Source organism: Paenibacillus sp. B46(2026) (assembly GCF_056786355.1).
In genome coordinates, this window is sequence record NZ_CM165907.1 from 571,066 (window position 1) to 593,959 (window position 22,894).

Below are 22,894 nucleotides of genomic sequence, written 5' to 3' on the forward strand. Positions count from 1 at the left end.
AATCCAGCCGAAGATGGTGATGGGCTGGATGCGTAAGTTATTCGCCGGTGTTGGTACCAGATTTACGACGTGTATTTACTTCGATCTCCGTAGAGGCTTCCTTTGTGGGTTCCAGTTCGGTATGCCCTGCATAAGGGCGATCACTGCGAGAACGGGTTCCAGTCAGTCCGAAACCTGTGGTGAATAAAATCAGTTGTAATCCAAGGGCATAGGGGGCGGCAACAAGTCCAATCAGATGGAGTAAGGAGCATAGAGTAATTAGCAAAGAAAGCGTTTTGGTGATTGTACCCGATGTATCCTGACGTGGGCTGGCCCAGAGCAGATATCCATACATAATGGTGATCATCAGGGAAACCGCGCGAATCCATGGCAAGATGCTGTCCCATGAGTCCACAGGGACGTCCAACATCCGCTGACGAAATACCAGATCTGCGACCAGAAACCCTGTGGCTGCTACTGCCGCTGGTTCGGCTATGGGCCGAAGGATCGTCCAGATTGCTGTACCCCAATGATCTGCTTGCGTATCCCCGCTGAGTTCATCCGATAATACGGTGCATTCTCGTTCCAGTGCTCTGTGCATGAGTCCGAGTTTGGCAGGGTCATGTTCCTTCATACAGTCACGGATCTGGTCCTGTAGTTGAGGGGATAGGTAAGATGCAGCTTTGCAGGCTAACATTGCCGTTATCAGATCATTATGTTCGTGTTCCGGCCGTTCATAATTCCGATTTTCCTGGATGGTAAGTTGTCCCAAGAGGGCTGTACTTATGTATAATGTATCTCGTATCCTTCTCATTCGCCTCTCGTGGCTGCGGCGAACTTCAGTGGCAGACCATATGTATATCCCCAGAAGCAAAGCCATGACGCCAAACAGCACAGCCACAGCGCCTGGACGCGATGTTAGATCTTCAATCCAACGTTGAAACACACTTGTTCCTCCTTTGCACCAACTTCACGTATCATGAAACACGCTTCACGTAAGCTTTCTCTCACTATTACACAGGAAGTAGATGAATTCAAGCAGAAAGGGGCACAATTCATGGATCATGTGAATATTGAACACACACCACCCGCAGCAGTGGAGTACCTTGCCCTGAGGCAGATTGCCGGTCTTAGTCCAATGAGCAGGGAAGGGGCGGAGATTGGATTACCGAATAGCCTGTTTGCCGTATGTCTGCGTGAAGAAGATATGCTGGTAGGCATGGGCCGAGTGATTGGAGATGGCGGTTGTTTCTTTCAGGTCGTCGATATTGCTGTACACCCGGATGTTCAGGGAATGGGGTATGGAAAACTGATCATGAGCGAGATTATGAATTATCTGCGTGAAGCAGTACCTGCCCGTGGTCTGGTCAGTCTGCTGGCGGATGTTCCGGCTGATCGCCTGTATGCTCAATTTGGGTTTGAGTATACCAGTCCGAAATCGGAGGGCATGTGGTGGAGGCAGGGAGAAGAAGGACCGACTACCTAGCGGAAGGGAACTGAAATTTTGAGATAAGAATAGACATTATGTCGTATGAAATCATCTCAGTATAGCCGCATTAGTGGCTTTTTTTCATGATCCGTGTTGGTAGATGGTGGGGAGAGGGGATACTTCTGAGTGTCGATGGTTCATCCGGTAGTGGAGTAAAGATTATTTTTCAACATATAAGCTGTAAGAGATAGGTTTACAAGTGTTCACATCCGGTTTAAGATGGCGTGAGCCGTTTAAGGTATATAACAATGGGATTAAGTATTAAAATAACGGTAAGTTGATGAGATGATATCTACAGAAAAGAGGGAATTCATATGAAAGTAGTCATTTTTGGAGCAACCGGAGCGATTGGCAAGACGATACTGTGGGAGCTAATGGATCGTGGGCATGAAGTGACAGCGGTGGTACGCGACCCGTCCAAAATTGAGATGGTGCATGAGCGTTTGCGTGTAGAACAGGGAGATCTGCTTAACCCGGATCAGGTGGCTGATTTTGCAGCGGGTCAAGAAGTGGTTGTGAGTGCATATGGACCGAAGTTCGGTGGAGAAGAAGAGATGCTGGAAGTGACACGTTCGTTGATCGAGGGTGTGCGCCGGGCAAAAGCAGGACGTCTGGTTGTGGTTGGTGGAGCGGGAAGCTTGATGACTGATTCCGGTGATATGCTGATGGATACGCCCGGATTCCCGGAGGAAGTCAAGCCGCTGGCGAAAGCTCATGCAGAAGCATACGATCTGATTGAAGCATCGGATATTCACTGGACTTATATGAGTCCTGCTGCAACGATCACAACAGGACGGCGGACAGGCCAGTTCCGGGTTGGCATGAACCGGGTGATTACGGATGATATCGGGGAAAGCTCCATTTCCGTTGGCGATTTTGCAGCCGCTTTGGTGGACGAACTGGATGACCCACAGTTTATTCAGGCGCGGTTTACGGTAGGTTATTAAGCGTAGACAGGCTTTGGAAGGCTGAAACTCAAGGTTTTCGTACACGGGACCAATAGAGCTTCCAATGATGCATGAAGCGCATTATGGTAACTATATGAGGTAAAGGGAAAGATAGCGATACACATATAGCATGCAGCGTTTAGGTGCGAAGTTGTTGCTTTTAGGTATGAGATGAGCTTGTCACGGGGAGGGATGAACGTTGTTTATCGTAACCGCTGAACAGATGAGAGCTGTGGACGAGCATACCATTCATCAGCTCGGTATTCCGGCAGCAAGTCTAATGGAGAATGCAGGCCGTGCCATAGCCGAGGAAGTGATCAAGCTGTGCCGGGAAGTGCAGGCAGAAGGCTGGCTTATGGATTCAGGGAAGCTTGCCTATAGCAGAAAGACAGATGCGAGGCGGGCATACACCGGGCCCGGAGATCGGCAAGATAATGGTGGCGACATCATCGCCGATCCGGCGCTGGTGATGGAGCGCCCGGGAGATCAGCAGTGGTACATGCTGATCGGCAAGGGCAATAATGGCGGCGATGGGCTGGTGGCCGCGCGCCATTTGGTTGAAGCGGGGCTTGGCGTGACATTGGTCTACGCCGACGCCCCGGATGCACTGCGGGGCACCGGCTCGCAGGGGGCGCCGCGAGGAGCTTACGCGGCGCTGATCGAGGCGGCGAACGACAGCGGCAAGCCGGTCGTGTCCGCCGATGTGCCAAGCGGGCTGGACGCCGACACCGGAGAGGTGTACGAGCCCTGCATTCAAGCCCGGGTGACCGTATGCCTCGCGCTGCTGAAGCGTGGGCTTGTGCAGTACCCGGGCGCTTCCGCCGCGGGGCGCATTGTGGTGCGCGCCATCGGCATTCCCGCGCGCCTTGCGCCGGAGCATGGCCCCTCGGTCCGTCTGCTGACGGACGAGGTGCTGCGCGGTGCGCTGCGCGTGGATACAGGCCGCCTCCGGGCACCGGACGGCCACAAGGGCACCTACGGCCACGTATTGCTGGCCGCAGGAAGTTTGCCGATGAGCGGCGCAGGCCTGCTCTCGGCCAAGGCCGCGCTGCGCGCAGGCTGCGGGCTCGCCACATGGGCGCTGCCCGCGGCACTGCTGCCGCATGTCATCGGCACCGTGCCCGAGCTCATGCTCGCTGCCGCCTCCGATGGCGACAGCGGCGAATGGAACGCGGCTTCCGCCTCCGCCGTGCTGCGTCTCGCGGAGAGCCGCGACGTGCTCGCGACCGGCCCCGGCCTCGGCCGCTTCAAGGGCGACACAGACTGGCTGCGCCGTCTGTGGCAACAAACGGATCGTCCGCTCGTCATCGACGCGGACGCCCTCAACATGCTGGCAGACGCTGGCCCACATGGGCCTCGCGACTGGGGCCAGCGAAGTGCGGCGACAATCCTGACGCCGCACCCTGGCGAGATGGGCCGACTGCTGGGCATGTCGACCCAAGAGGTGCAGCGTGACCGCATTGGACACGCTGCACGATACGCCCGCGAGCAGGGCGTGACCCTTGTGCTCAAAGGAGCACGAACGGTCATCGCAACGCCATCCGGCGAGGCGTACATCAACACCACCGGGCACGCCGGCATGGCGACTGGCGGTGCCGGAGACGTATTGACCGGCATCATCGCCGGTCTGCTTGCCCAAGGGCTCAGCGCGGAGCAAGCCGCCACGTTCGGCGTATATCTTCACGGACAGGCCGCCGAACGAGCAGCCCTGCTACGCGGTGATCCGTCGTCCCTGCTAGCGGGAGACATCATCGACGCACTGTGAGGATGGATCAGGCGTGAATCTCAGTGTTGGTCCTCTATCAGTGAGGTGATGTTCTCCCGAACGAGCTTCTCTCGCATCAACAACAAAACCTCCAGCTTCTCTCATTACAAGAGAAACTGGAGGTTTTCTGCTATTCCATCCTTTCCAGCCGTACCTTATTCATCGAATCGAACTGCCTACAGCCGGAAACGCAGCAGTTCCTGATGCATCTCAGCACTGATATCACGCAGTGACTTAACTTTATTACTCGCTTCGGCAAAAGAACGTTGTTGTTCTGATGTGGAAGCGGTAATCTCTTCACTGCTGGCAGCCGACTGCTCGGTGATGGCACTGATATTTTCAATGGCCTGTTGCACCTGTGTACTGAGTTCATTGGACTGCTGCATGTCCTCAGCAAGCTGATGGATGCCCGTACTAATGCGCTCCACACTTTCACGAATGGCGGAAAAGGATTCCCTTGTCTGGCCGGTAGCTTGTTCCTGTTCGCCGAATAGCTGCATGCTCTGCGCTACCGAGTTCTTCACCTTGTCCATGGAGGTCGTGATCTCGCCCACAGCCGCATAGATATGCTTGACCGATTGTGCAGATTGTTCCGCGAGTTTGTTCACCTCGCCCGCAACAACAGCGAAGCCACGTCCGGCTTCTCCGGCGCGAGCAGCCTCTATGGAGGCATTTAACGAAAGCATGGTCGTTTGTTTGGCAATCTCCGATACATATGCAGTCATCGTAGTGATTCGAACCGCGCTTTCTTCCAGTTCCCGCACCGTTTGTTCCACCTCGGACATCGCCAGACGATTCACTTCGGCCAGGCGGAGTTGCTCCGCTACAGCCTTATTGCCTTCCTCAACGGTAGTTAATACTTCACGACCATCGATCACCGATTGGGAAGTAGCCTCCAGATTGCTATTGAAGGTAGATTGCATTTTGTCCACAACCATCACCGTTTCACTCAGATCCTCGGCAATCTTTTGACTGCCAATCGAGAGTTCCTCCGTGGTGCGGGATACTTGCTGCACAATCGCTTGGGCCGTATCGTTGCCGCGGTCAATGTCTTGCGCCATCAGATCGACACGATGACCAGCTGCACCAATCGATTGAATAATGCCGCGGATATTATGGATCATGATACCGAAGGAGCGACTCAGGTCATCGAGTTCATCTTTGCCCCGAGCTTCCGGTAATTGTCCGGTAAGGTCACCGTCTGCAATTTGTCCTGCCGCGTCTTTGAGCGTACGAATACGCCGAGCGATTTGGCGTGAAGTATACATATTGAACAGCATCACTGCAACGAGCAATACGATGGCTCCACCGAGAGCGACTTGCCACGTTTGCTGGATATCACGCTCCAAATCAACGGTATATTGATCATATCGGTCCCGAGTTATTTCATCCAACGAATAGATATCATTCTGTATGCCCCGAACCCGAGTGCTGTAACGTTTCGCTTCCGCACTGTTCATTTCAGTCATGGCTTCGGTGGCTCCCTGGTTCAGAGCTTGCAATTTCGTCTGGATGGACTGAATAAGTTGTAACTGCTGATCCGTTTCCAGCAAACCGTCCGTAAGCTCCTGAATCATCGTTTGACCTTCATCCAGCAAGCGGAGCACTGCGTCCTGGTTTCCTGCTGTCATGGAGAACGAATAGACATCCAGCGCCTGCTGGGTCTGAATCTGATTCGCATTTAGTTCACTTACCTTGAGCATGGCAGGTACCAGATTTTGATTTTTAGCATTCATGCCGAGCAATTCCATGATGATATAAGCTACCAGCGCAAGGCATAGAAGTAGTGAGATTAGAGCATTTAGTATCAGTTTTCCCTGTAGTTTCATGTGCGTACCTCCTCGTATCCGATGGGTTATTGATCAAGCTTAATTTTGATTTGACCGGAAGAGATCTGTGTTTTCAGATCTTCGAAGGTTTGCTGTTGTTCATCACTGAGCGTGATATTATGTAGATCAGTCAGACCCACGGCGTTCTCCGCCAGTCCTTCCACGATTTCCTTTTGAGGGAAGGTATGATTGTTTTGAATAAACGTGTTAACGGCATTATAGATGGATACATCCACATTTTTTAGCATGGACGTCAGAATGGATTTTTCCGCCAAAAAGAATTGATCGGTATCTACACCGATGGCGTATTTCCCTAATTTCTGAATCTCCGTCAGTGCGCCCACGCCTGTGAGACCGGCAGCTACGTAGATCACGTCAGCGCCCTTTTCCTGAATCATCTGTGCAGCGAGCTGTTCACCCAGATCGGCATTACCGAAGTCCCCTGCATAGACGACATCCACGGTTGCATTCGGCTTGACAGCGAGGACACCTTGCTCAAAACCCTGCTCGAAATTACGAAGGACTGGTATCTCCATGCCGCCAAGGAAACCGACATGATCCTCCGTTGAAGCCATAGCGGCAATAACGCCTGCCAGATAACTTCCTTCTTCCGCCCGGAAAGAAATGGAGGCGATGTTAGGCAGTTCCGACTGACTGTCAATCATGAGGAACTGCTGGTCAGGATATTTGGCTGCAACCTTCTCCATATCTGCTTGGACCGTATCACTCAGGCCGATAATCAGATCGAATTTGGATTCTGCAAACTCTTCAAATGCAGCTTCGGCAGTTAAATTCTCGCCCGGTTCACGATAGTCAAAGACAATGCTCTTCTCGTCTCTGGCCTGAACCAGTCCATCAAAAGCAGCATCATTAAAAGAACGGTCGCCCAGACCGACTTCCGTAAGCACGATTCCAACCTTTGTTCTTGTGTCTGTTGCCGTTGATGTATTATTGGCCGAACATGCCCCCAGCATCAGTACCGTCAGGATCATTATTATGGTGAGACCTGCGCGTCTGCTCTTGTTTGTTTTCATGTGTTGTACCTCATTTCTGTAGTCGCATTTTGCTGATTCGAATCATTCTTCAGGGGTGGGAAAATACACATAGATGGATGACATGTGTGGTGAGATTCCCCTTTATCTTTATCGGACACAGAGGTGCTGTGTTTTATGGTACATACTGAAAATTTACGAAAACCGTAATATATTTTATGAATTATACGAGGGTTTTACATTTATCTCGTAAAAGGGACGTTTAAATAACTAACTAAAGTCTGTTGTTTGCTGATGTTTAAAGTCGAAAAAACACAATAGAGATGATTCATCTCTACTGTGTCTCTGAATATACGAATACATATATGGATCCTATCAAGATACTCCTATCGCGATACAACTACCAATACCTACCAGAATGATACATGAGTTTACCAAGCCGCAATCGAGCCATCGGCTCGGGTTTCCGTGCCCCCGCATAATACGCCATTGTCCGGGTTGCGCCAGATGATCTGACCGCGTCCAAACTGGGATGGATCGAGCGCCACTTGAATATCATGTCCTTTGCGGGCGAGTGCCTGTGCAATGTGCTGCGGGAAACCAGGTTCCACGAGAATCGTTTTGCCCTTTGTCCACTGCCAGCGTGGAGAATCCAAGGCGGCCTGTGGGTTCAGCTGATAATCAATCGTATTCATGATCACCTGTACATGACCCTGTGGCTGCATGAAACCGCCCATGACACCGAATGGCCCGACCGCTTCACTGCCGCGAGTGAGGAACCCCGGAATGATGGTGTGATAGGTTCGTTTGCCCGGCTCCAGGGCGTTTGCATGACTCGGGTCTAGTGAAAAATTATGTCCACGATTTTGCAGGGCAATGCCAGTCCCTGGAACAACAAGTCCGGAGCCGAAGCCCATGTAATTGCTCTGGATAAAGGAAACCATGTTGCCTTCACCGTCCGCCGTAGCCAGATAGACCGTTCCACTAGCTCGTGGATCGCCTGCCTCAGGTGGACGTGCGGTATCACCAATGAGTTTGCGACGTTCTTCCGCGTATGCCTCGGACAGTAGTTCCTCCACCGTTACGCCCATTTTGCGTTCTTCGGTAATATATTTTTCCCCATCGGCAAATGCCAGCTTCATGGCTTCGAGCTGCTGATGATACGCCTGAACAGATTCTTTCTCGTCAAAATCATAACCCTTCAGCAGATTAAGCGCCGCGAGAGCAATCAGCCCTTGTCCATTCGGCGGAATCTCCCACACATCGTATCCACGATAGGAGACGGAGATAGGATCGACCCACTCCGGCTGAAAAGTCTTCAGATCTTCGCGAGTCAGATAACCACCGTGTTCTGCCATAAAAGAATGAATGCGCTCTGCCAGTTCCCCTTCGTAAAAGTCTCGCGCTTCGCTCTCGCCAATCTGGCGCAAAGTCGCCGCGTGATCCGGCGAGCGCCACACCTCTCCAGCTGTGGGAACACGCCCGCCTGGAGCAAATGTCTCAAACCACGCACGCCCTGCCTCCGCATCACCCTGGCGTGCATAGATCTCGGCTGCCCTTGCCCAGTGGCGGGCCAGCCCAGGCGCAAGCGGATAACCTTCCTCCGCATAGCGGATGGCCGGTTCCAGCGCTTCCGCCAGCGAGAGCCGCCCGAAACGGCGGCTCAGCTCAGCCCACCCCGCCGGTGCACCAGGCACCGTCACCGGAACAACCCCAAGCTTCGGCATCTCCGTATGGCCTGCCGCTTGAAGCGCCTCAATGGATATGCCCTGAGGCGCAGGGCCGCTGGCATTCAGGCCATGCAGTTTGCCCTCGGTCCAGACGAGGGCAAAAGCATCGCCCCCAATGCCATTGGACGTTGGCTCCAGCACGGTGAGTGCTGCCGCAGTTGCAATGGCGGCATCAATGGCGTTGCCGCCTTTTTTCAATACATCCAGACCGGCTTGTGCAGCCAGTGGCTGTGAAGTGGCGACCATGCCTTGTTTCGCATACACAGGCACGCGGTAAGAGGGATACGGTTGGTAGAGTGGATCGAAATTCATCAGGTTGTTCAGCTCCTTGTCACAAGATGTCAGGTTCCGGCTTGACCGGTTCAATTACTCTTAACCCTCTTCGCAACCGGACAACCGATATCCTGCCACACCTGCCAAATCAAACCTGACATCAGTTAACAATATAAGCCTAAGTCGTTACCATATCGCCGCCATTTACATGAATGCATTCACCTGTGACGTAGGAAGAATCGCGGGAGGCGAGATAGACGTAGGCTGCCGCCAGTTCGTAAGGCTGACCAGCCCGACCCATGGGCGTATCTGTTCCGAATACCTGTACATCCTCAGCGGAGAAACTGGAAGGAATGAGTGGTGTCCAGATGGGTCCCGGGGCGACGGAATTCACGCGGATTCCCTGTGCAGCGAGCGACTGGGCGAGTACACGAGTCAGCGACACGACAGCTCCTTTGGTGGAAGAGTAGTCGATCAGTTGGGTGTTTCCTTTATATGCTGTAATGGAAGCCGTATTGATGATGGAGGCACCTCTGCACAGATGGGGGAGAGCGGCCTGGATCAAAAAGAAATAGGCGAACACATTCGTTTGAAAGGTGTGATACAGCTGTTCTTCTGTAATATCAACGATACTTGGCTGCACATACTGTACGCCATGGTTATTGACCAGAATATCGATCTTCCCGTAGGTTTCCATGGTCGTGCGAATGACAGCCTCACAGTTTTTCTTTAAGCGGAGATCAATTTCGATTAACAGACAGCGCTGCCCCAATTCTTCGATCCGCTCGCGAGTCCTTTCGGCATCTGTCCGTTCATATAGATAAGCAATGACGATATCCGCACCTTCCTTGGCAAAAGCGATGGCGGCCGCTCGGCCGATGCCACTGTCACCCCCCGTAATAATGGCAACTTTGCCTTCGAGTTTGCAGCTACCGATATAGGCAGGATCTTCACTGATCGGTTCAGGCACCATCAGGGTTTCCAGACCGGGTTGCTGGTTCTGATGCTGGGGTGGGAATGCCAGCTTTTGCTCCTTGCACACCGTTTTTTCACCATAAAAAGGATAGACAGGATTCATGTGCTTTACATCCTCCTCGAACGTTCATTGATACGGATAAACTATGCATTCGCCCAAAAGAAGGTGCGGGAGGAAGCAGCAGAGCGGTTGTTTTTTGCACAGAATATACCATAATAAGGATAGATCCTTAAATCGATGGAGGTGTCAGGAGCCACATGAATATTCAGGGAATTAATCATTTGTGCTTTTCCGTATCGAACTTGGAGCGGGCCATTACCTTTTATGAGCAGGCTCTCGGTGCCCGAATTCAGGTGAAAGGACGCAAACTGGCTTATTTTGAGCTTGCCGGTCTGTGGATCGCCCTGAATCAGGAGGATGTTATTCGTAACTATACGGAACGGACTTATACCCATATTGCATTTACCGTTACAGAAGAGGAGTTCGACGCGTCTGTGCAGCAGCTACGAGCAGCGGGGGCGGACATTCTTCCCGGAAGGCCAAGAGATCCGCGGGATGCAGCATCTGTATATTTCACCGATCCGGATGGACATCTATTCGAACTGCACACAGGTACGATGAAGCAAAGGCTGGATTATTATCGCGAAGATAAAGCTCCTATGACCTTTTATCCTTGAGATAAATGTGCAAATGGAGGTAAATGGGAATTAACGTATTTAAAGTCATTGCAATTATCCGTAAAATACGTCTTAGGTTGCCAGGAATTGATAGTGGGGTCTGCTTCCCAATCACAAACATGAGGAGAGATGAGCATGGAGAGTAAAGGAACCAAATTCGGTACAACGGCAAGTAAACTCTGCATGGTTACCATCATGCTTCTGCCTTTTATTACAGGGCAGCTTCAAGTTTCGGGGGCAAATGCAGGATCGGCTAAAGCTATTGGCCAGCACGGACAAGGATATGCCATATCGGCGGAAACGCTGCTTGATCTGAATGATCCTGTACCCGTTCGATAAAAGAGCCGAAGACGATCCTGTGCATGTCATCGTGGATTCCCGCAATGGGGGTCCCTGTTACAGAGACCCTGATCTACACATGTCACCCCACTTTTTCCAGTTGTTAGGTGAAGAAGGCATTCGCTTTATTTGATAAATGACTTATAATCTTCGTAGTTCATTTTACGTTCCTGAAGGCTTAGCAGTAGGAGTTGATAGCTGATGTCAGCCTCGCGGTTTGCATAGATGCGTTTAAGCAGATCGTAACTCATCCTTAGAAAATAATAGCCTTCATTGCTGTTGTTTTTCTCATGAAATACAATACCAAGCAAGCGATACAGTTTGGCACGAAGCATCCCTTCATCTTGCTGATCAAGCAGTTGGAGGGCTTCTTTGATGATGGCCTCTGCCTGTTCTGGCTCGCGCTGCTCCAGATAAACTTTACTCATTTCCTCCAATATGGAAGCCTTCTTGTGGGGAAGATTGCGTTTGTCGTAAATACGGACGCATTCATCCAGCAAAGGGAGGGCTTCTTTTTTTTGCCCCATATGAAGCTGGATCACGGCGAGGTTGTGAAGCGCCAGAACGTAGGATTCGCTGCTCGCCTGCTTATATGCCTGTACGGATCTCTTGGTCCAGTCATAACTTAACAGCATGTGTCCGTCCTGTTCGGACATATAGTAGGCTTTGCCTAAACCCAGCGTAATCTCGCCATACAGTTCCGGTTGTCCCGCCATCTGGGCTTCCTTCTCTGCTTTGAGATAGTAATTCAGCCCCTCAGTCACATTTCCGAGCCGTAAATGGGTTGTGCCAAGAAAGGTCAGCGAACGGATGTGTTCTTCCTGTAGATGCTTGAGTCTGCTGCTGTAAATATACGCCTGTTCATAATGTTTCCGGGCAGCATGAAAAAGCTCTGCATGAAAAGCCGCTCTCCCCATTTCCAGATAATATTCAACAATACGTTCCCTGTCACCCGTTCGGATGACTGTAAATGCTGCGTTTTCCCCTTCATCCAGTGCTTGGCGATAATCCCCCAGTCTGTTGTAACTTCGCAAAATGAGCAAGTAGGCTTCTGACTGATCCGATGTATCCTCCGTCAGTGTCAGCACTTTATGGGATATGCGGATGCAGGCAGAATCATTCTGTTCGGCATAATAGGCTTTGGCCTTGTCCAGCACAGCCTCCCCAATATCCGTATCTGTCGATGCACTTCCTCCCAGAAAAAACTCCATGGGTGTATTAAGCCTTCTGGCAATGATTTTTAACATACGCTGAGAGGGAACGGCCCTGCCTTTTTCAATAAGGCTGATGTAAGAACGCGTCATATCCTCACCTGCCAGTTGCTTCTGAGACAGTCCAAGCTGCTCCCGGATTTGCCGGATTTTAGGTCCGAGCATGATCGTTCACCGTCCCTTGAATATAGTTTTATTGGAATGGATATGTGATTGGTATGCTGGGTTCATCGCGAGTGCAAAAGCAGGGGTAAGGAAAGTGAGAGGTTCATTTACCTCCATTTACAGTTTAAATCCAATTTGGGAGATTATAGAATCAGAGTATCTAAGATGAAAGGAGGAGATATGAATGGTCATTAAAGCGACTCCCATTACACTGGAGCAACTGAAACGCAAAGAACTTGAAGCAGCACAATTGGAAACGAGTGGACTGGGCGAGGCACGTGAAGTCAGTGCACGCGCGGCTTCCGCTCGCGCAGTTGAAGCCCGTGCTGTAGCGGCTCGTGCTGTTGAAGCTCGTGCAGCGGCAGCTCGTGCCTGATTTATCCTACTTACTTATCGTACTACGCTAGATTCATAGATGGGAGCTTCTGCGGAAGCTCTTTATCTCCCTATTTTCAGTGTGAGATTCGTACGTTAGTGATAACGAGGTGTCTGAAGCCGATGCATATCAAGCAAATATGGTCTTACATTCCGGAGAACATTGTGCCGATCAGGGAACTGAACGAGGTGCTGGGACTTAATAATGCTCAGACAAAGGTACTGGAAAAAATCCACGGTTTGAAACAGGTTCGGCAAGACAGGGATGGAGATCTGGCTTCGTTGCTTGGGCGCGTATTAACCCAGGTGGTAAATACGCCTGAGATCGCTCCCAACTCGATTAAGTATATCATTTATTGCCACACAATTCAGGAAAATTTCCCCTTTCCTATGAAAATTTTGCAAGCCCTGAAACGGGCTTACGGGTTGCAGCATGCCATCGCGTTTTCGCTTACGCAGCAGAATTGTGCATCGGGCTTGATCGCCCTGAATGTTGCCGAGACATTGCTGCCTTCATTGGAAGCGGATGATCATATTTTAATTTTGACAGGTGAAAAAACATTTAGTCCCGTTGTGCAATTGATCCCCAATACCACCGTAATGGGAGAGGCATCAGCCGCCGTGCTGTTGGGCAACAAAGGCAACGGAAGTCGTGTCGTTGGACTCACGAGTGTTACACTGGGCCAATTTTGTAATGTACTAACGGGCACCCCGCAGATTCTCAGGGAATTTCAGGAGATCTATACTCCACGGTTATGTGAAGCCATTGTTGCAGGCGTGGAGCAAGCGGGGCTAACGTTGCAGGATATTCGATACATCGTCCCACACAATGTGAATCTATCCTCGTGGAAGAAGGTGGCGATCCGTTTATCCTATCCCCTTGAACGCATATATACATCCAACGTGCAGGAGATCGGTCATTGCTTCTGTTCGGACCCGTATATTAATCTCCAAGCCATTCTGGAGCAGAATCTGTTGCAACCAGAGGAATATTATCTGCTTGTTACGGTCGGACTTGGGGTTACATTCAGCGTAGCAGTCATGCAATATGCAGGAATAGGAGGGGATTGCCGTGACCACCGTATTGACGGATTTTTCGAGCAAGCTCAAGTGGGCGTTAACGGGCCAGCATGATGTTACTTTTGTCTATCTGAACAATTTTGAAGTGGAGGAGTATTGGAGTGAATCGGGCATTCTCAAGCTGCCCTCATTAAGCATAGGCTCGGCTACGGATGTCGTTAATCGGATGGAGGAACTGGGTGTGTTCCTCGCCGGAGAGAACGATATCATCCTGCTCAAGGGTCCGCCGAATCAACAATTCATGGCAGATGCACAGGCTCTTGGGTTCGGTCGCTCCCGCTGCATAACGGTGGAGCACAATGATCCGGCGATGAATATAACCGCTAATCTTCTGAATTGTCCAAGAACTATGGACAAGCTGCGAGAGCTGTCACAAGCTGCTGGAACGAATGCTTATCTGGTTCCCTTTGGTACCTCGGATCAGGAAGAGGAATTCTCACGACGGACTGGAATTCCGCTGGCTGTTCCATCCTCAGATATCTTCCGCAAGGTGAATGACAAGGGGTATTCCCGCCGTCTCAACGCGGAGTTGGACATTCGCCAGATTCCCGGTGTTGAGTGCACGTCTTTAGATGAACTGGTGTCCGGTTTCGATCAGTTAAAGTCTGTGCTAGAGCAGGGTGGACGCCTTGTGCTGAAGGATTCCATGGGGGTATCGGGTAAAGGAATTACCGTCATTGCCGATGAAGCCAGGTTCCACAAATGCATGAGTATGCTGGAGAAACAGGCGAGCAAAAAAGGAATTCGTCTGATCAATTACGTGCTTGAGCAATGGATTGATAAAATCTGTGACCTGAATTACCAGATTCTCATTGATCGATCAGGCGGAGTAGAGTTTCTTGGCGTAAAGGAATCGTTGGTAGAACAAGGCGTGCATCAGGGGCATCTCATGCCTTCACGGCTCAACGATGTTCAACTTGAGGCCATTCGCGATGTGGCCATGCGGATTGGAGCAGCCCTTTACCGGGATGGATATTATGGAATTGCTGGCATGGACGCCATTCTGGACGAGGACGGTACCATCTGGCCCAATCTTGAGATTAATGCCAGGTTTAATATGTCTACCTACCAGACCAACATTCAACATCAATGGCTGCCTGAAGATCAATGTGGATTGGCAAAAAAATATACGCTCCGACTCAATCATCTGCTGGAATACGGGGTGCTTCGTTCCAGACTGGGTGAGTTGATCTTCGAACCGGAACGCGGCGAAGGATTATTAATCAATAATTTTGCCACAGTCAATGCGGCATTCAGAAGTAAGGGGACCTTGTTCTCCGGACGGCTGTATGGCGTGATTATTGCGTCCTCCCCTGAACGGCTGGGAGAGATCGACGAAGCGATAGAAGCCGTCCTATCTTCCATTAACGAGGTGATGTGAGTGTCTACGGAATATCAGATTCAGCAGTTGCCTGTTTCGGACATTGCCGAGAGATTCGGGACCCCACTGTATGTATATGACGGGGATGTGCTGCAACAGGTGTATCAGGAGCTCCGGGGATTGCTTACGCCTGATGTGGAGCTGTTCTATTCATTGAAGGCCAATCCGAATATTTCGATTGTACACATGCTGCGGGAGATGGGAGCGCAGGCAGAGGTGTGTTCCCTGGCAGAATTGCATACGGCTGTACAGGCTGGAGTAGCACCCGAAAGCATTATATTCCTGGGACCGGGAAAAAGCGATGACGAGATTACGGCATGCATACGTCTGGGCATATACGCGATTGTGTGTGAATCTTTTCAGGAGCTGGAGCGCATCGAGATCATCGCTGCGAGTGAGGGGCGAGTTGTGCCGGTGGCGCTGCGAGTGAATCCTTCTTTTTCTGTTAAAGGCTCCAGGCTGACTATGGGTGGCAAACCGCGTCAGTTTGGTATGGATGAGCAAAGTGTACTTCAGGGGAAAGAGCAGTTCGAGAGCTTTTCCCATGTGGAGATTATGGGACTTCACGTGTACATGGGAACCCGCATGTTGGATGTAGAGCCGATTGTTCAGAATACCCGTCATATTCTGGAACTGGCTGATCGAATCGAGAATGAACTGGGTATCAAGCTACGTATGGTCGATGTAGGTGGGGGATTGGGTGTGCCCTACCATGAAGGTGAGCAGTTCCTACCCATAGCCACACTGACAGAACAGTTGAATCCAATGTTCGAATCGTTTCGGCGTAGTCATGCCAATACCCGACTGTTCATGGAGCTTGGACGATATCTGGTAGGCACCTGCGGTATGCTGGTTAGTCGTGCTTTGTACGTCAAACAATCGTATGGAGAGCAATTCGTCGTAACCGATGGTGGAACGAATTGCCATATGGCGGCGGTTGGCACAGGCTCCTACGTGAAGCGCAACTTTCCGATTGCTTCCCTGACGCGTTATGGGGAGTCTCCTGTGGCTGAATACAATATCACGGGTCCCTTATGTACGCCCAACGATGTTGTTGGGAAGCGGGTATTGCTTCCTTCTGTTGAACGGGGAGATCTGATCGGTGTTTTTCATTCGGGAGCCTACGGACCAACGGCTTCTCCCACACACTTTTTGAGCCACGGAAGTCCTGCGGAGGTTCTGATTGTCGATGGGGAGGCTCACTTAATCCGTGAGCGGGATACTCCGCAGGATCTGCTGTCCAAGCAACGATTGATTCAAGTGTCCCACAAGGTAATAACCAATTGATGAGGAGAGATGATGATCATGACGACTGCAGTATTGCTTGAAGAGATCAAGGGTGCCCTTGCTGAAGTGTTGAATACCGAAGCCAGGCAGGATATCCAATTAAGCACATCTTTATTTGACGAACTCTATCTGGATTCGACTTCGGTTCTGGAGCTGCTGATGACGCTGGAAGACCGGATTGAAGGTCTGGAGATTGACCCGGATGATCTGGAGCCCGATGTATTCGATACGGTAGGTTCCTTAGCTGCTTATATTGAGAAGCAGCTCATTGCGGCCTGATGGCTTCGCCTGTTGCCATACGGCAGATGGGAGTCAGGTTATTCTCGGAGAAGAAGCCTCCGTTCGATCATCCGGAAATGCTGCGATTTCATCAGGACATGCTCGCAGGTACTCCGATCAAGTACGACGTTCAACTTTTGCAGGGACGTAACAACAATGCCTATCACGAGATGAGTGTGGAACTGCTGGAGGAAACGGGACTTGATCGGGTCATGCAGGATGTGGATGTGCTGTTGCTGGCTTACAATTTTCCGAATATCCGCCCGGATATATCGATTGTGAATTATTTGATGGATCGTTATCAGGCTCGCTTTATCAGTTTTGCTGTAAATGATCTTGGTTTTGGTGCTCCTTTTGCGGCGCTTCACATGCTTCAGCATTATCTGGGCAGAGAAGGTTACATGAAAGGCATGCTGCTGGTCATGGACCAGACGGCTCTCCCTTATGAAACGATGGAACTTGATTCACCACCTGGGCCGGACACAGCTGCAGCAATATATCTTGATCGGGTGACAGGCGTAGGACCTTCCCTGCTTGGTGTAGAGATGCGACATGCCGAGAATTCCATAGCCGATACTGCGGAGATGGTATTGGATCGATTATGTATCGGTGCATCGATTCACCGGAACCAGATTAATCTGCTCATCCATCCTGATCTGGAGCAGCTGTGCAATCAGGCTGCCTGGTACAGCGAATGTGGATCGAAGAGCTATTATGATCCATCGCGCTGGAGTGCAGCGCCATTCTTTGCATTACAGGAGTTGCTGGAGGAGAAGGATGGGGGCGAGTACATATGTCTTATGCATCTGGAGCAGACGGATTCGTTTATTCACGCTCTGCTGATTCGGACTTGTGAATGGAGTATGAATGGACACTAATTTCAGAAGGAGGGAGAACATTGGGGTTCGGTATTGTGGATATTGGCGTCTATTTGCCTGAACAGATTCAACAGCCGGAAGAGGTGCTGGCTGCGCTCGAGCTGGGGAAAGGCGAGCTTCAGTTTTTGCGCAAGTACCACCACCTGGAAGGCGTGCCTGTAACGGAATCGGGCCAAATGCTTGACGATACGATTGCACAGGCTGTGGAACGGCTCCAGATCAGACAGTCTCTTTCGGGAATCGACCTTGTTCTCTATGTCCATTCCTTCCAGGTGCAGACACCGAGCGATTACAGGCTTGTGCAGCGTGTCCTCCGGCGCTTCGGGCTGGAACATGTACCGTTCTATGGTATATCCCAAATGAACTGTGCATCGTCGATAGCTGCTCTTCAATGGCTTGAACGAATCTCGCGAACGCAGTCTCACATCCGGAATGTGCTGCTGATCTGTGCGGATCAATTCAATTTTTTGCCTCCCGAATGGCGCTATCTGCGCAAATCGGCCATTCTGGGTGATTCCGCCGTAGCTGTTCTATTGAGCCAAGAGAGCTATCAGCATGTGGTTCAGGCTGCGCATGTGCTGCGAGACACGCGGTTCCACACCGGATATCATGCAACCACCGATGAGATCTCGGCATTTAACCGATTGTACGTGGACCACATCATTCAAGGGATGGAAGAGCTGCTGTCAACACAAGGCCTGAGTTTCGAGGAAGTGGATCATATTTTTCCCCATAATGTGAACTGGACCACGTGGAAGGAATTCTCGCGACGTACGGGAGTTGGACTTGATCGGATATATCTGGATAACATTCAGCGAATCGGACATACCTTCTCCACTGACCCGTTTATTAACCTGAATTCGGGACTGGAGAAGGATTGGGTGTGCAAGAAGGGGCACTCCATCATGGTCAGTATCGGGCTCGGCAGTTTTTTTGGCTTTGCATTGGTGGAGCATGGAGATTGCGAAGAAGAATGAACAGGAGGAGTGGCAAATGCACGTTATTGAATTCCAGGGCGCAGATGCGAAGCCCGTTGGATCAAAGGCAGCAGGTAACCCGGTTGCTCCGATTTCGGAAATGTTCGAGGCCAAAACCTTGCTGGTGAGCAATCGTCCAGTGCTTTTGGCAACAGGTTCATATGTGCTTGCGACTGCTCATCTCATGGAACAAGATCCTTTAGTTTGGCATGAAGAATCAGCCGAACTGTATCGTTGGAACCAACTTGATGCCGTACATGTGCAGGATCGGATGTTAGAGCCCTCCGGACTACTGTTATACCGGATACAGCCAAATGAGGGCGAGAAGGTTGAGATCTCAGGCGAGAAAGTAACCTCGAATGAGCTGAGAACACGCCTGCTTGAGTTCCGCGCAGAGCTGTGCAAGGCTGGCCTGGAGCAGGTTCGCCGGCATTTGTCGGTGCGAATATCGGGTGGGCAATCCACGTTTCAGCACCAGCTCGTGAAGGGCATGGTCGCTGACATCCTGACAACGCTCTACATGGCGGAAACATTGCCTGAAGACCGTTTCCTGTCAACGAATCCAGGGATTCCATCCGTTCGTGTTCATGCATGGATACATCAGGAATTGGACGAGGCCTTCAGGCAGATTCAACGTCTTGGCGGCGGTTTCGGATTTTTGAGACAGGGCGTATCTGCGTACACATATGCCGGTCAACTGGTGAAAAACATGCTGTTGCCGGCTAAGGAGGAATATTGATGATTACTCCATCAACGATTGCGATTTTCGAGCATGAGATGAAACAGTATGCTGCGGAGCTTCGTCAGATCGGCCTGACGATTGACAGGGAGCCAGACCGGCTCACCGAATTCTTGCACACATCTGCCCTGCAGGCCATCAATCATATGATGATTCCCCCGGAGTATGGCGGTCAGCCGATTGTAACCATAGGTCAGGATCGATATTATGGACTCTCTTCTCTGGAAAGAGTCATTACGATCGAGCAGTTGTCCGCAGGAGATGCGGGCGTTTTTCTGGGAGGACCTGGTCCTTCCATGTCTAGCATTGTCATGATTGACTTGGGCGATGAGGAACAGAAGGAGCGCTTTTATAGCCACTTTCTGAAAGGTGCGGCTTGGGCTGTTTTTGCCTTGTCAGAGCCGGAGAAGGGTTCAGATGCAACCGAGATCAGCACGCGGATCACGCGTCATCCGGATGGGGGAATGGAGCTAACCGGACATAAATTCTACATAGGGAACGGACACCGGGCGAGTATTGGACTGGTATTCGCCCAAACCAATCGCACACCTCTGGGCATTCAGGTCGCGATAGTGGATCCTTCCCTGCCGGGCTTCACAGCAACTCCACTGGACACGATGGGTCTTCGCGGTCTGCAACTCAGCCATCTGCAATTCGAGGCTCTCCCATTGGAGGAAAAAGATATTCTCGGTCGTCATCTAAGCCCGACCAAGCGTGGACTGTGGGGAGCACTGCGTACATTCCACCGGATGCGCCCTAGCGTGGCGGCACTGGCGCTGGGTGTTGCACAGGCTGCGTATGATTATGTTGTGGAGCAAAGAACGACTTTTACAGAACGCGAGAGGACAGAACTGGAGCGACTGGAGATGCGTCTGCATGCACTGCGCAGCATGATTCGTAACGCGGCAGCAGAGATCGACCATGATGCGAATAAGGGATATCTGGCTTCCCTTAGTAAAATTCGGGCTGCGTCAGTTGCGGAGGAAGCGACGGAATGGGCATTGGAAATGATGGGGCCAGGTTCCTTGCTGGAGCATCCTCTGCTGAACAAATGGTATCGCGATGCAAGGGCCTTTGAGTTCATGGAAGGCACAACCTCCATTCAGAAGGTTAACGTTTTTCAGGCTTATGCCAACGGGAAGATGCAGAATGTCTGATTCAGTTCACGGTGATATTGGCCCGCCCATCTATGTAGATCATATTTGCTGGCTTACTGCGGAGGATCATCTGTACACGCTGGATTGGCCGACACCGGATGATTATGTTTACGTCTCCCCGCACATATACATGGAGGATCACTACTATGGTCGCGTGGGAGCGCTGACCCGCTCCCTTATGGCAGATGGGACACGGGTGACAGCCGGTGATCTTGCGCTTATGGTGCTGGAGCGGTTGTGTACAAATCCGCATTGGGATTGGTTGATCCTTGCCCAGACCTGTCCCGAACGTCATGCGTTGAATGCTCCGCTTGCCCGAATGCTTGAAATGGCTCCGTGCCGGGTTGATCATCCACTTGGTCTTACCCATATGGGTGCACTTGCAGGCACGGAGGCTGTACAAGTCGCTCTTTGGAGCATGCTTCCCAACGAACAAACTGCGATTGTGCTGGTGGAACAGCGAATTCTCCATGACGATGGACAGGTTGGTTATGGTCTCCCATCCGAACCTAAGGGTGACCTGGGCGATATGGCTGTGGCGCTTGAGGCAGGTCTGGGTCAAGGGGCGTTGCAGGTACATTATGCGGGAAAGAGGATCATCAGATCGGATGAAGCCACGGCTTTTGCATCCGAGGCACTCGGCATGATCCACGAATGGATGGATGGTCATGCAGCCGAGCACGTCATTCTTCAGTCTAGACTGGGATTACGTCTTAATGGCAGTTCTGTTTTGCATATTTCCTCTTCCAAAACCATCTGTGTACCACATACCGACTATCAGAGCGGGGATGTATGGATACAGCTGGCAGATAAGCTAGAGCGAGGCATCATCAGGCCAGATGATCGGGTGATGCTGGTCTCATGGGATGACGATCGGATGATATCCGCTTGTTGCGTGCATGTGATACGTCTGCCAGTGCTCAGCAGGCTAGCAATGAATCAAGAAATCAAGACTTCATGAATTGTGGAGGTGAACCCCATGCAGGGGATCGATTATACGGCCGGCTCGATCCATCGTTTGTTATTCCGTACGGCCGTTCCGATGCTGCTTGCTTCTTTGGTTAACGTGATTACACAACTGGCGAATGTATTTTTCCTGGGTCATACGAGTCAAAGTGTACTTTATGTGCTCTCATTGTATATTCCTGTCTCCTTTGTCATGATTGCCATCATCGAAGCGATGCAGTTGTCTGTTCAGGTCGCGGTGGCACGCAGTCGTGCCGGGGGCTCCCGTGTAGTTACTCAACTATTCGCGCACATGATGGGCAGTGCAATGCTGCTTGCCATTTTGACCGGGGGAATTGTGATGTTACTTACCCCTGTGCTCTCATGGTTTTACCGTGTGCCTGCCGACATTGGGCCTATGTTTACACTGTACGTAGGGGGCATGATGGCAGTAAGCATCCCGGCCGTTTTGGCGGCAGTGAGCAGTGCAGCACTTCGTGGACTGGGCCGGGCACAGGCTGCTTCGTGGAACGCGGGTGGGATGGCGATCCTGAACATTGCTCTCGTGTACACCTTTGTGTCGGTCTTTGGATTGGATTTGAAGGGCATCATCTACGCCAACCTGATCACTTCCATCTTGTCGTTGGCTATCTCTTTGCTAATTCTGTTCATCCGCCGGGAAATGATCTTTGAACGTTTTGCTTTTGCACAAAAACATCTGATTGCCCTTAGGCATGTCGGTATTCCTGTGTTCATCTCGTACTGCATGATTTTTCTGAGTACATTTTTTTTTAATAAAATTGTCAGCCACTTTGGCGAAGGGGCGGTTGCCGGGTTTGGCGTCGGTTATCGAATTCAGACGATGGCAATCCTGCCGGGTATCGTGATTGGATCGGCCATCGGTATTATCATCAATCATAATTTACAATCACCACACCGGCCAAGGGCCTACGCAAGCTATCGCCAGGGTCTGCTGCAATCTTTTGCTCTGTATGCAATCATTGCTGTTGCCGTCTGGATCTGGCGAGATCCGCTTATCGCATTCCTGATCGAAGACGCGGCAACCCGAGTCGAGGCAGCGCGGTATCTGTCCATCGTGGCTCTTTCCTATATAGGTATGGGTCCCATGATGACAACCTTGCTAACCATGGAACAGAGCGGGCGTGGATACCAGGCCATACTCCTGAATGCGGTGTACTTTCTGATTATTATCGCACTTGGATGGGGATTAACTCGGATCTTTAATGAGGTCACTTACTTCTATGCAGTGATCGCTGGCATGAATGTTGTCGGCTTGTCGTTTTTTCTGCCTTTCATGCGAATGCTGAAGCGGGAATATGTGGAACCTTCTGCGGATAAGGACACCAGTACAGATGGTGAAGCGACATTACCGAATAAGAGCTATTCCACACAGACTTGAATTT

Annotated in this window: 22 protein-coding genes; 16 read left to right on the forward strand and 6 right to left on the reverse strand. The window is 51.1% G+C overall.

Annotation, left to right across the window (positions count from 1 at the left end; all coding sequences use genetic code 11):
• Positions 1-37: 37 nt before the first annotated feature.
• Positions 38-925, reverse strand: coding sequence for a hypothetical protein (locus AC1S8V_RS02715; protein WP_482072324.1), 888 nt, complete (start codon positions 923-925; stop codon positions 38-40).
• Positions 926-1,036: 111 nt separating this feature from the next.
• Between AC1S8V_RS02715 and AC1S8V_RS02720 the strand changes: the two genes are divergently transcribed.
• From AC1S8V_RS02720 to AC1S8V_RS02730, 3 genes are all read left to right on the forward strand, one after another.
• Positions 1,037-1,465, forward strand: coding sequence for a GNAT family N-acetyltransferase (locus tag AC1S8V_RS02720; RefSeq protein ID WP_482072325.1), 429 nt, complete (start codon positions 1,037-1,039; stop codon positions 1,463-1,465).
• A gap of 317 nt (positions 1,466-1,782) precedes the next feature.
• Entirely contained in the window at positions 1,783-2,415 is a 633-nt protein-coding gene (locus tag AC1S8V_RS02725; RefSeq protein ID WP_482072326.1) for an NAD(P)-dependent oxidoreductase, read from the forward strand.
• 199 nt (positions 2,416-2,614) lie between these two features.
• Positions 2,615-4,180: an NAD(P)H-hydrate dehydratase gene (locus tag AC1S8V_RS02730; RefSeq protein WP_482072327.1), complete on the forward strand. Its 1,566-nt coding sequence runs from the start codon at positions 2,615-2,617 to the stop codon at positions 4,178-4,180.
• 176 nt (positions 4,181-4,356) lie between these two features.
• Here the strand turns inward: AC1S8V_RS02730 and AC1S8V_RS02735 are convergent, their stop codons facing one another.
• The 4 genes from AC1S8V_RS02735 to AC1S8V_RS02750 form a co-directional block, all read right to left on the reverse strand.
• Entirely contained in the window at positions 4,357-6,009 is a 1,653-nt protein-coding gene (locus AC1S8V_RS02735; protein WP_482072328.1) for a methyl-accepting chemotaxis protein, read from the reverse strand.
• 26 nt (positions 6,010-6,035) lie between these two features.
• A complete protein-coding gene (locus AC1S8V_RS02740; protein WP_482072329.1) occupies positions 6,036-7,043 on the reverse strand; it encodes a BMP family lipoprotein in 1,008 nt (335 codons plus the stop codon).
• Between the two features lie 389 nt (positions 7,044-7,432).
• A complete protein-coding gene (locus AC1S8V_RS02745) occupies positions 7,433-9,043 on the reverse strand; it encodes a gamma-glutamyltransferase family protein (RefSeq protein WP_482072330.1) in 1,611 nt (536 codons plus the stop codon).
• A 139-nt stretch (positions 9,044-9,182) separates the two neighbouring features.
• Positions 9,183-10,082 (reverse strand): glucose 1-dehydrogenase, encoded by a 900-nt coding sequence (locus AC1S8V_RS02750; RefSeq protein WP_482072331.1) that lies wholly within the window; start codon positions 10,080-10,082, stop codon positions 9,183-9,185.
• A 155-nt stretch (positions 10,083-10,237) separates the two neighbouring features.
• Here AC1S8V_RS02750 and fosB point away from each other — a divergent pair, with 155 nt between their 5' ends.
• The gene (gene fosB, locus AC1S8V_RS02755; RefSeq protein WP_482072332.1) at positions 10,238-10,657 is read left to right on the forward strand and encodes a metallothiol transferase FosB; all 420 of its coding nucleotides are present in this window, start codon (positions 10,238-10,240) and stop codon (positions 10,655-10,657) included.
• A gap of 135 nt (positions 10,658-10,792) precedes the next feature.
• Complete coding sequence (locus AC1S8V_RS02760; RefSeq protein ID WP_482072333.1) at positions 10,793-10,996, forward strand: hypothetical protein; 204 nt, start codon at positions 10,793-10,795, stop codon at positions 10,994-10,996.
• A 125-nt stretch (positions 10,997-11,121) separates the two neighbouring features.
• On the opposite strand, the gene AC1S8V_RS02765 is transcribed toward AC1S8V_RS02760, so the two are convergent.
• Positions 11,122-12,372, reverse strand: a complete 1,251-nt coding sequence (locus AC1S8V_RS02765) for a helix-turn-helix domain-containing protein (protein WP_482072334.1) — start codon at positions 12,370-12,372, stop codon at positions 11,122-11,124.
• Positions 12,373-12,556: 184 nt separating this feature from the next.
• Here AC1S8V_RS02765 and AC1S8V_RS02770 point away from each other — a divergent pair, with 184 nt between their 5' ends.
• The 11 genes from AC1S8V_RS02770 to AC1S8V_RS02820 all read left to right on the forward strand — a co-directional run bounded on the left by AC1S8V_RS02770 (position 12,557) and on the right by AC1S8V_RS02820 (position 22,890).
• A complete protein-coding gene (locus AC1S8V_RS02770; protein ID WP_482072335.1) occupies positions 12,557-12,748 on the forward strand; it encodes a hypothetical protein in 192 nt (63 codons plus the stop codon).
• 122 nt (positions 12,749-12,870) lie between these two features.
• Entirely contained in the window at positions 12,871-13,881 is a 1,011-nt protein-coding gene (locus AC1S8V_RS02775) for a 3-oxoacyl-[acyl-carrier-protein] synthase III C-terminal domain-containing protein (protein WP_482072336.1), read from the forward strand.
• Positions 13,820-15,208: a preATP grasp domain-containing protein gene (locus tag AC1S8V_RS02780; protein ID WP_482072337.1), complete on the forward strand. Its 1,389-nt coding sequence runs from the start codon at positions 13,820-13,822 to the stop codon at positions 15,206-15,208. Before AC1S8V_RS02775 ends, AC1S8V_RS02780 begins: the two co-directional genes overlap by 62 nt.
• Positions 15,209-16,495, forward strand: coding sequence for a diaminopimelate decarboxylase (gene lysA / locus AC1S8V_RS02785; protein WP_482072338.1), 1,287 nt, complete (start codon positions 15,209-15,211; stop codon positions 16,493-16,495).
• Between the two features lie 18 nt (positions 16,496-16,513).
• Entirely contained in the window at positions 16,514-16,774 is a 261-nt protein-coding gene (locus AC1S8V_RS02790; RefSeq protein WP_017690901.1) for an acyl carrier protein, read from the forward strand.
• Positions 16,774-17,652, forward strand: coding sequence for a hypothetical protein (locus AC1S8V_RS02795; protein WP_482072339.1), 879 nt, complete (start codon positions 16,774-16,776; stop codon positions 17,650-17,652). The genes AC1S8V_RS02790 and AC1S8V_RS02795 overlap by 1 nt, the downstream gene beginning before the upstream one ends.
• A 20-nt stretch (positions 17,653-17,672) precedes the next feature.
• On the forward strand, positions 17,673-18,629 hold the full coding sequence (locus AC1S8V_RS02800; protein WP_482072340.1) for a 3-oxoacyl-[acyl-carrier-protein] synthase III C-terminal domain-containing protein: 957 nt from the start codon (positions 17,673-17,675) through the stop codon (positions 18,627-18,629).
• Between the two features lie 16 nt (positions 18,630-18,645).
• Positions 18,646-19,368, forward strand: coding sequence for a hypothetical protein (locus AC1S8V_RS02805; RefSeq protein ID WP_482072341.1), 723 nt, complete (start codon positions 18,646-18,648; stop codon positions 19,366-19,368).
• Complete coding sequence (locus AC1S8V_RS02810; protein WP_482072342.1) at positions 19,368-20,525, forward strand: acyl-CoA dehydrogenase family protein; 1,158 nt, start codon at positions 19,368-19,370, stop codon at positions 20,523-20,525. Before AC1S8V_RS02805 ends, AC1S8V_RS02810 begins: the two co-directional genes overlap by 1 nt.
• Complete coding sequence (locus AC1S8V_RS02815; RefSeq protein ID WP_482072343.1) at positions 20,518-21,486, forward strand: hypothetical protein; 969 nt, start codon at positions 20,518-20,520, stop codon at positions 21,484-21,486. The genes AC1S8V_RS02810 and AC1S8V_RS02815 overlap by 8 nt, the downstream gene beginning before the upstream one ends.
• An 18-nt stretch (positions 21,487-21,504) precedes the next feature.
• Positions 21,505-22,890: an MATE family efflux transporter gene (locus AC1S8V_RS02820; protein ID WP_482072344.1), complete on the forward strand. Its 1,386-nt coding sequence runs from the start codon at positions 21,505-21,507 to the stop codon at positions 22,888-22,890.
• Positions 22,891-22,894: the final 4 nt, after the last annotated feature.

What these genes read in the sequence shown, in the direction of transcription:
- AC1S8V_RS02765 (WP_482072334.1), bottom strand. Translation starts at nt 12,372, where the DNA reads ATGCTCGGACCTAAAATCCGGCAAATCCGGGAGCAGCTTGGACTGTCT.
- AC1S8V_RS02735 (WP_482072328.1), bottom strand. Translation starts at nt 6,009, where the DNA reads ATGAAACTACAGGGAAAACTGATACTAAATGCTCTAATCTCACTACTT.
- AC1S8V_RS02720 (WP_482072325.1), top strand. Translation starts at nt 1,037, where the DNA reads ATGGATCATGTGAATATTGAACACACACCACCCGCAGCAGTGGAGTAC.
- AC1S8V_RS02740 (WP_482072329.1), bottom strand. Translation starts at nt 7,043, where the DNA reads ATGAAAACAAACAAGAGCAGACGCGCAGGTCTCACCATAATAATGATC.
- AC1S8V_RS02750 (WP_482072331.1), bottom strand. Translation starts at nt 10,082, where the DNA reads ATGAATCCTGTCTATCCTTTTTATGGTGAAAAAACGGTGTGCAAGGAG.
- AC1S8V_RS02820 (WP_482072344.1), top strand. Translation starts at nt 21,505, where the DNA reads ATGCAGGGGATCGATTATACGGCCGGCTCGATCCATCGTTTGTTATTC.
- AC1S8V_RS02805 (WP_482072341.1), top strand. Translation starts at nt 18,646, where the DNA reads ATGCACGTTATTGAATTCCAGGGCGCAGATGCGAAGCCCGTTGGATCA.
- AC1S8V_RS02760 (WP_482072333.1), top strand. Translation starts at nt 10,793, where the DNA reads ATGGAGAGTAAAGGAACCAAATTCGGTACAACGGCAAGTAAACTCTGC.
- AC1S8V_RS02770 (WP_482072335.1), top strand. Translation starts at nt 12,557, where the DNA reads ATGGTCATTAAAGCGACTCCCATTACACTGGAGCAACTGAAACGCAAA.
- AC1S8V_RS02815 (WP_482072343.1), top strand. Translation starts at nt 20,518, where the DNA reads ATGTCTGATTCAGTTCACGGTGATATTGGCCCGCCCATCTATGTAGAT.
- AC1S8V_RS02725 (WP_482072326.1), top strand. Translation starts at nt 1,783, where the DNA reads ATGAAAGTAGTCATTTTTGGAGCAACCGGAGCGATTGGCAAGACGATA.
- AC1S8V_RS02775 (WP_482072336.1), top strand. Translation starts at nt 12,871, where the DNA reads ATGCATATCAAGCAAATATGGTCTTACATTCCGGAGAACATTGTGCCG.
- fosB (WP_482072332.1), top strand. Translation starts at nt 10,238, where the DNA reads ATGAATATTCAGGGAATTAATCATTTGTGCTTTTCCGTATCGAACTTG.
- AC1S8V_RS02810 (WP_482072342.1), top strand. Translation starts at nt 19,368, where the DNA reads ATGATTACTCCATCAACGATTGCGATTTTCGAGCATGAGATGAAACAG.
- AC1S8V_RS02790 (WP_017690901.1), top strand. Translation starts at nt 16,514, where the DNA reads ATGACGACTGCAGTATTGCTTGAAGAGATCAAGGGTGCCCTTGCTGAA.
- AC1S8V_RS02795 (WP_482072339.1), top strand. Translation starts at nt 16,774, where the DNA reads ATGGCTTCGCCTGTTGCCATACGGCAGATGGGAGTCAGGTTATTCTCG.
- AC1S8V_RS02745 (WP_482072330.1), bottom strand. Translation starts at nt 9,043, where the DNA reads ATGAATTTCGATCCACTCTACCAACCGTATCCCTCTTACCGCGTGCCT.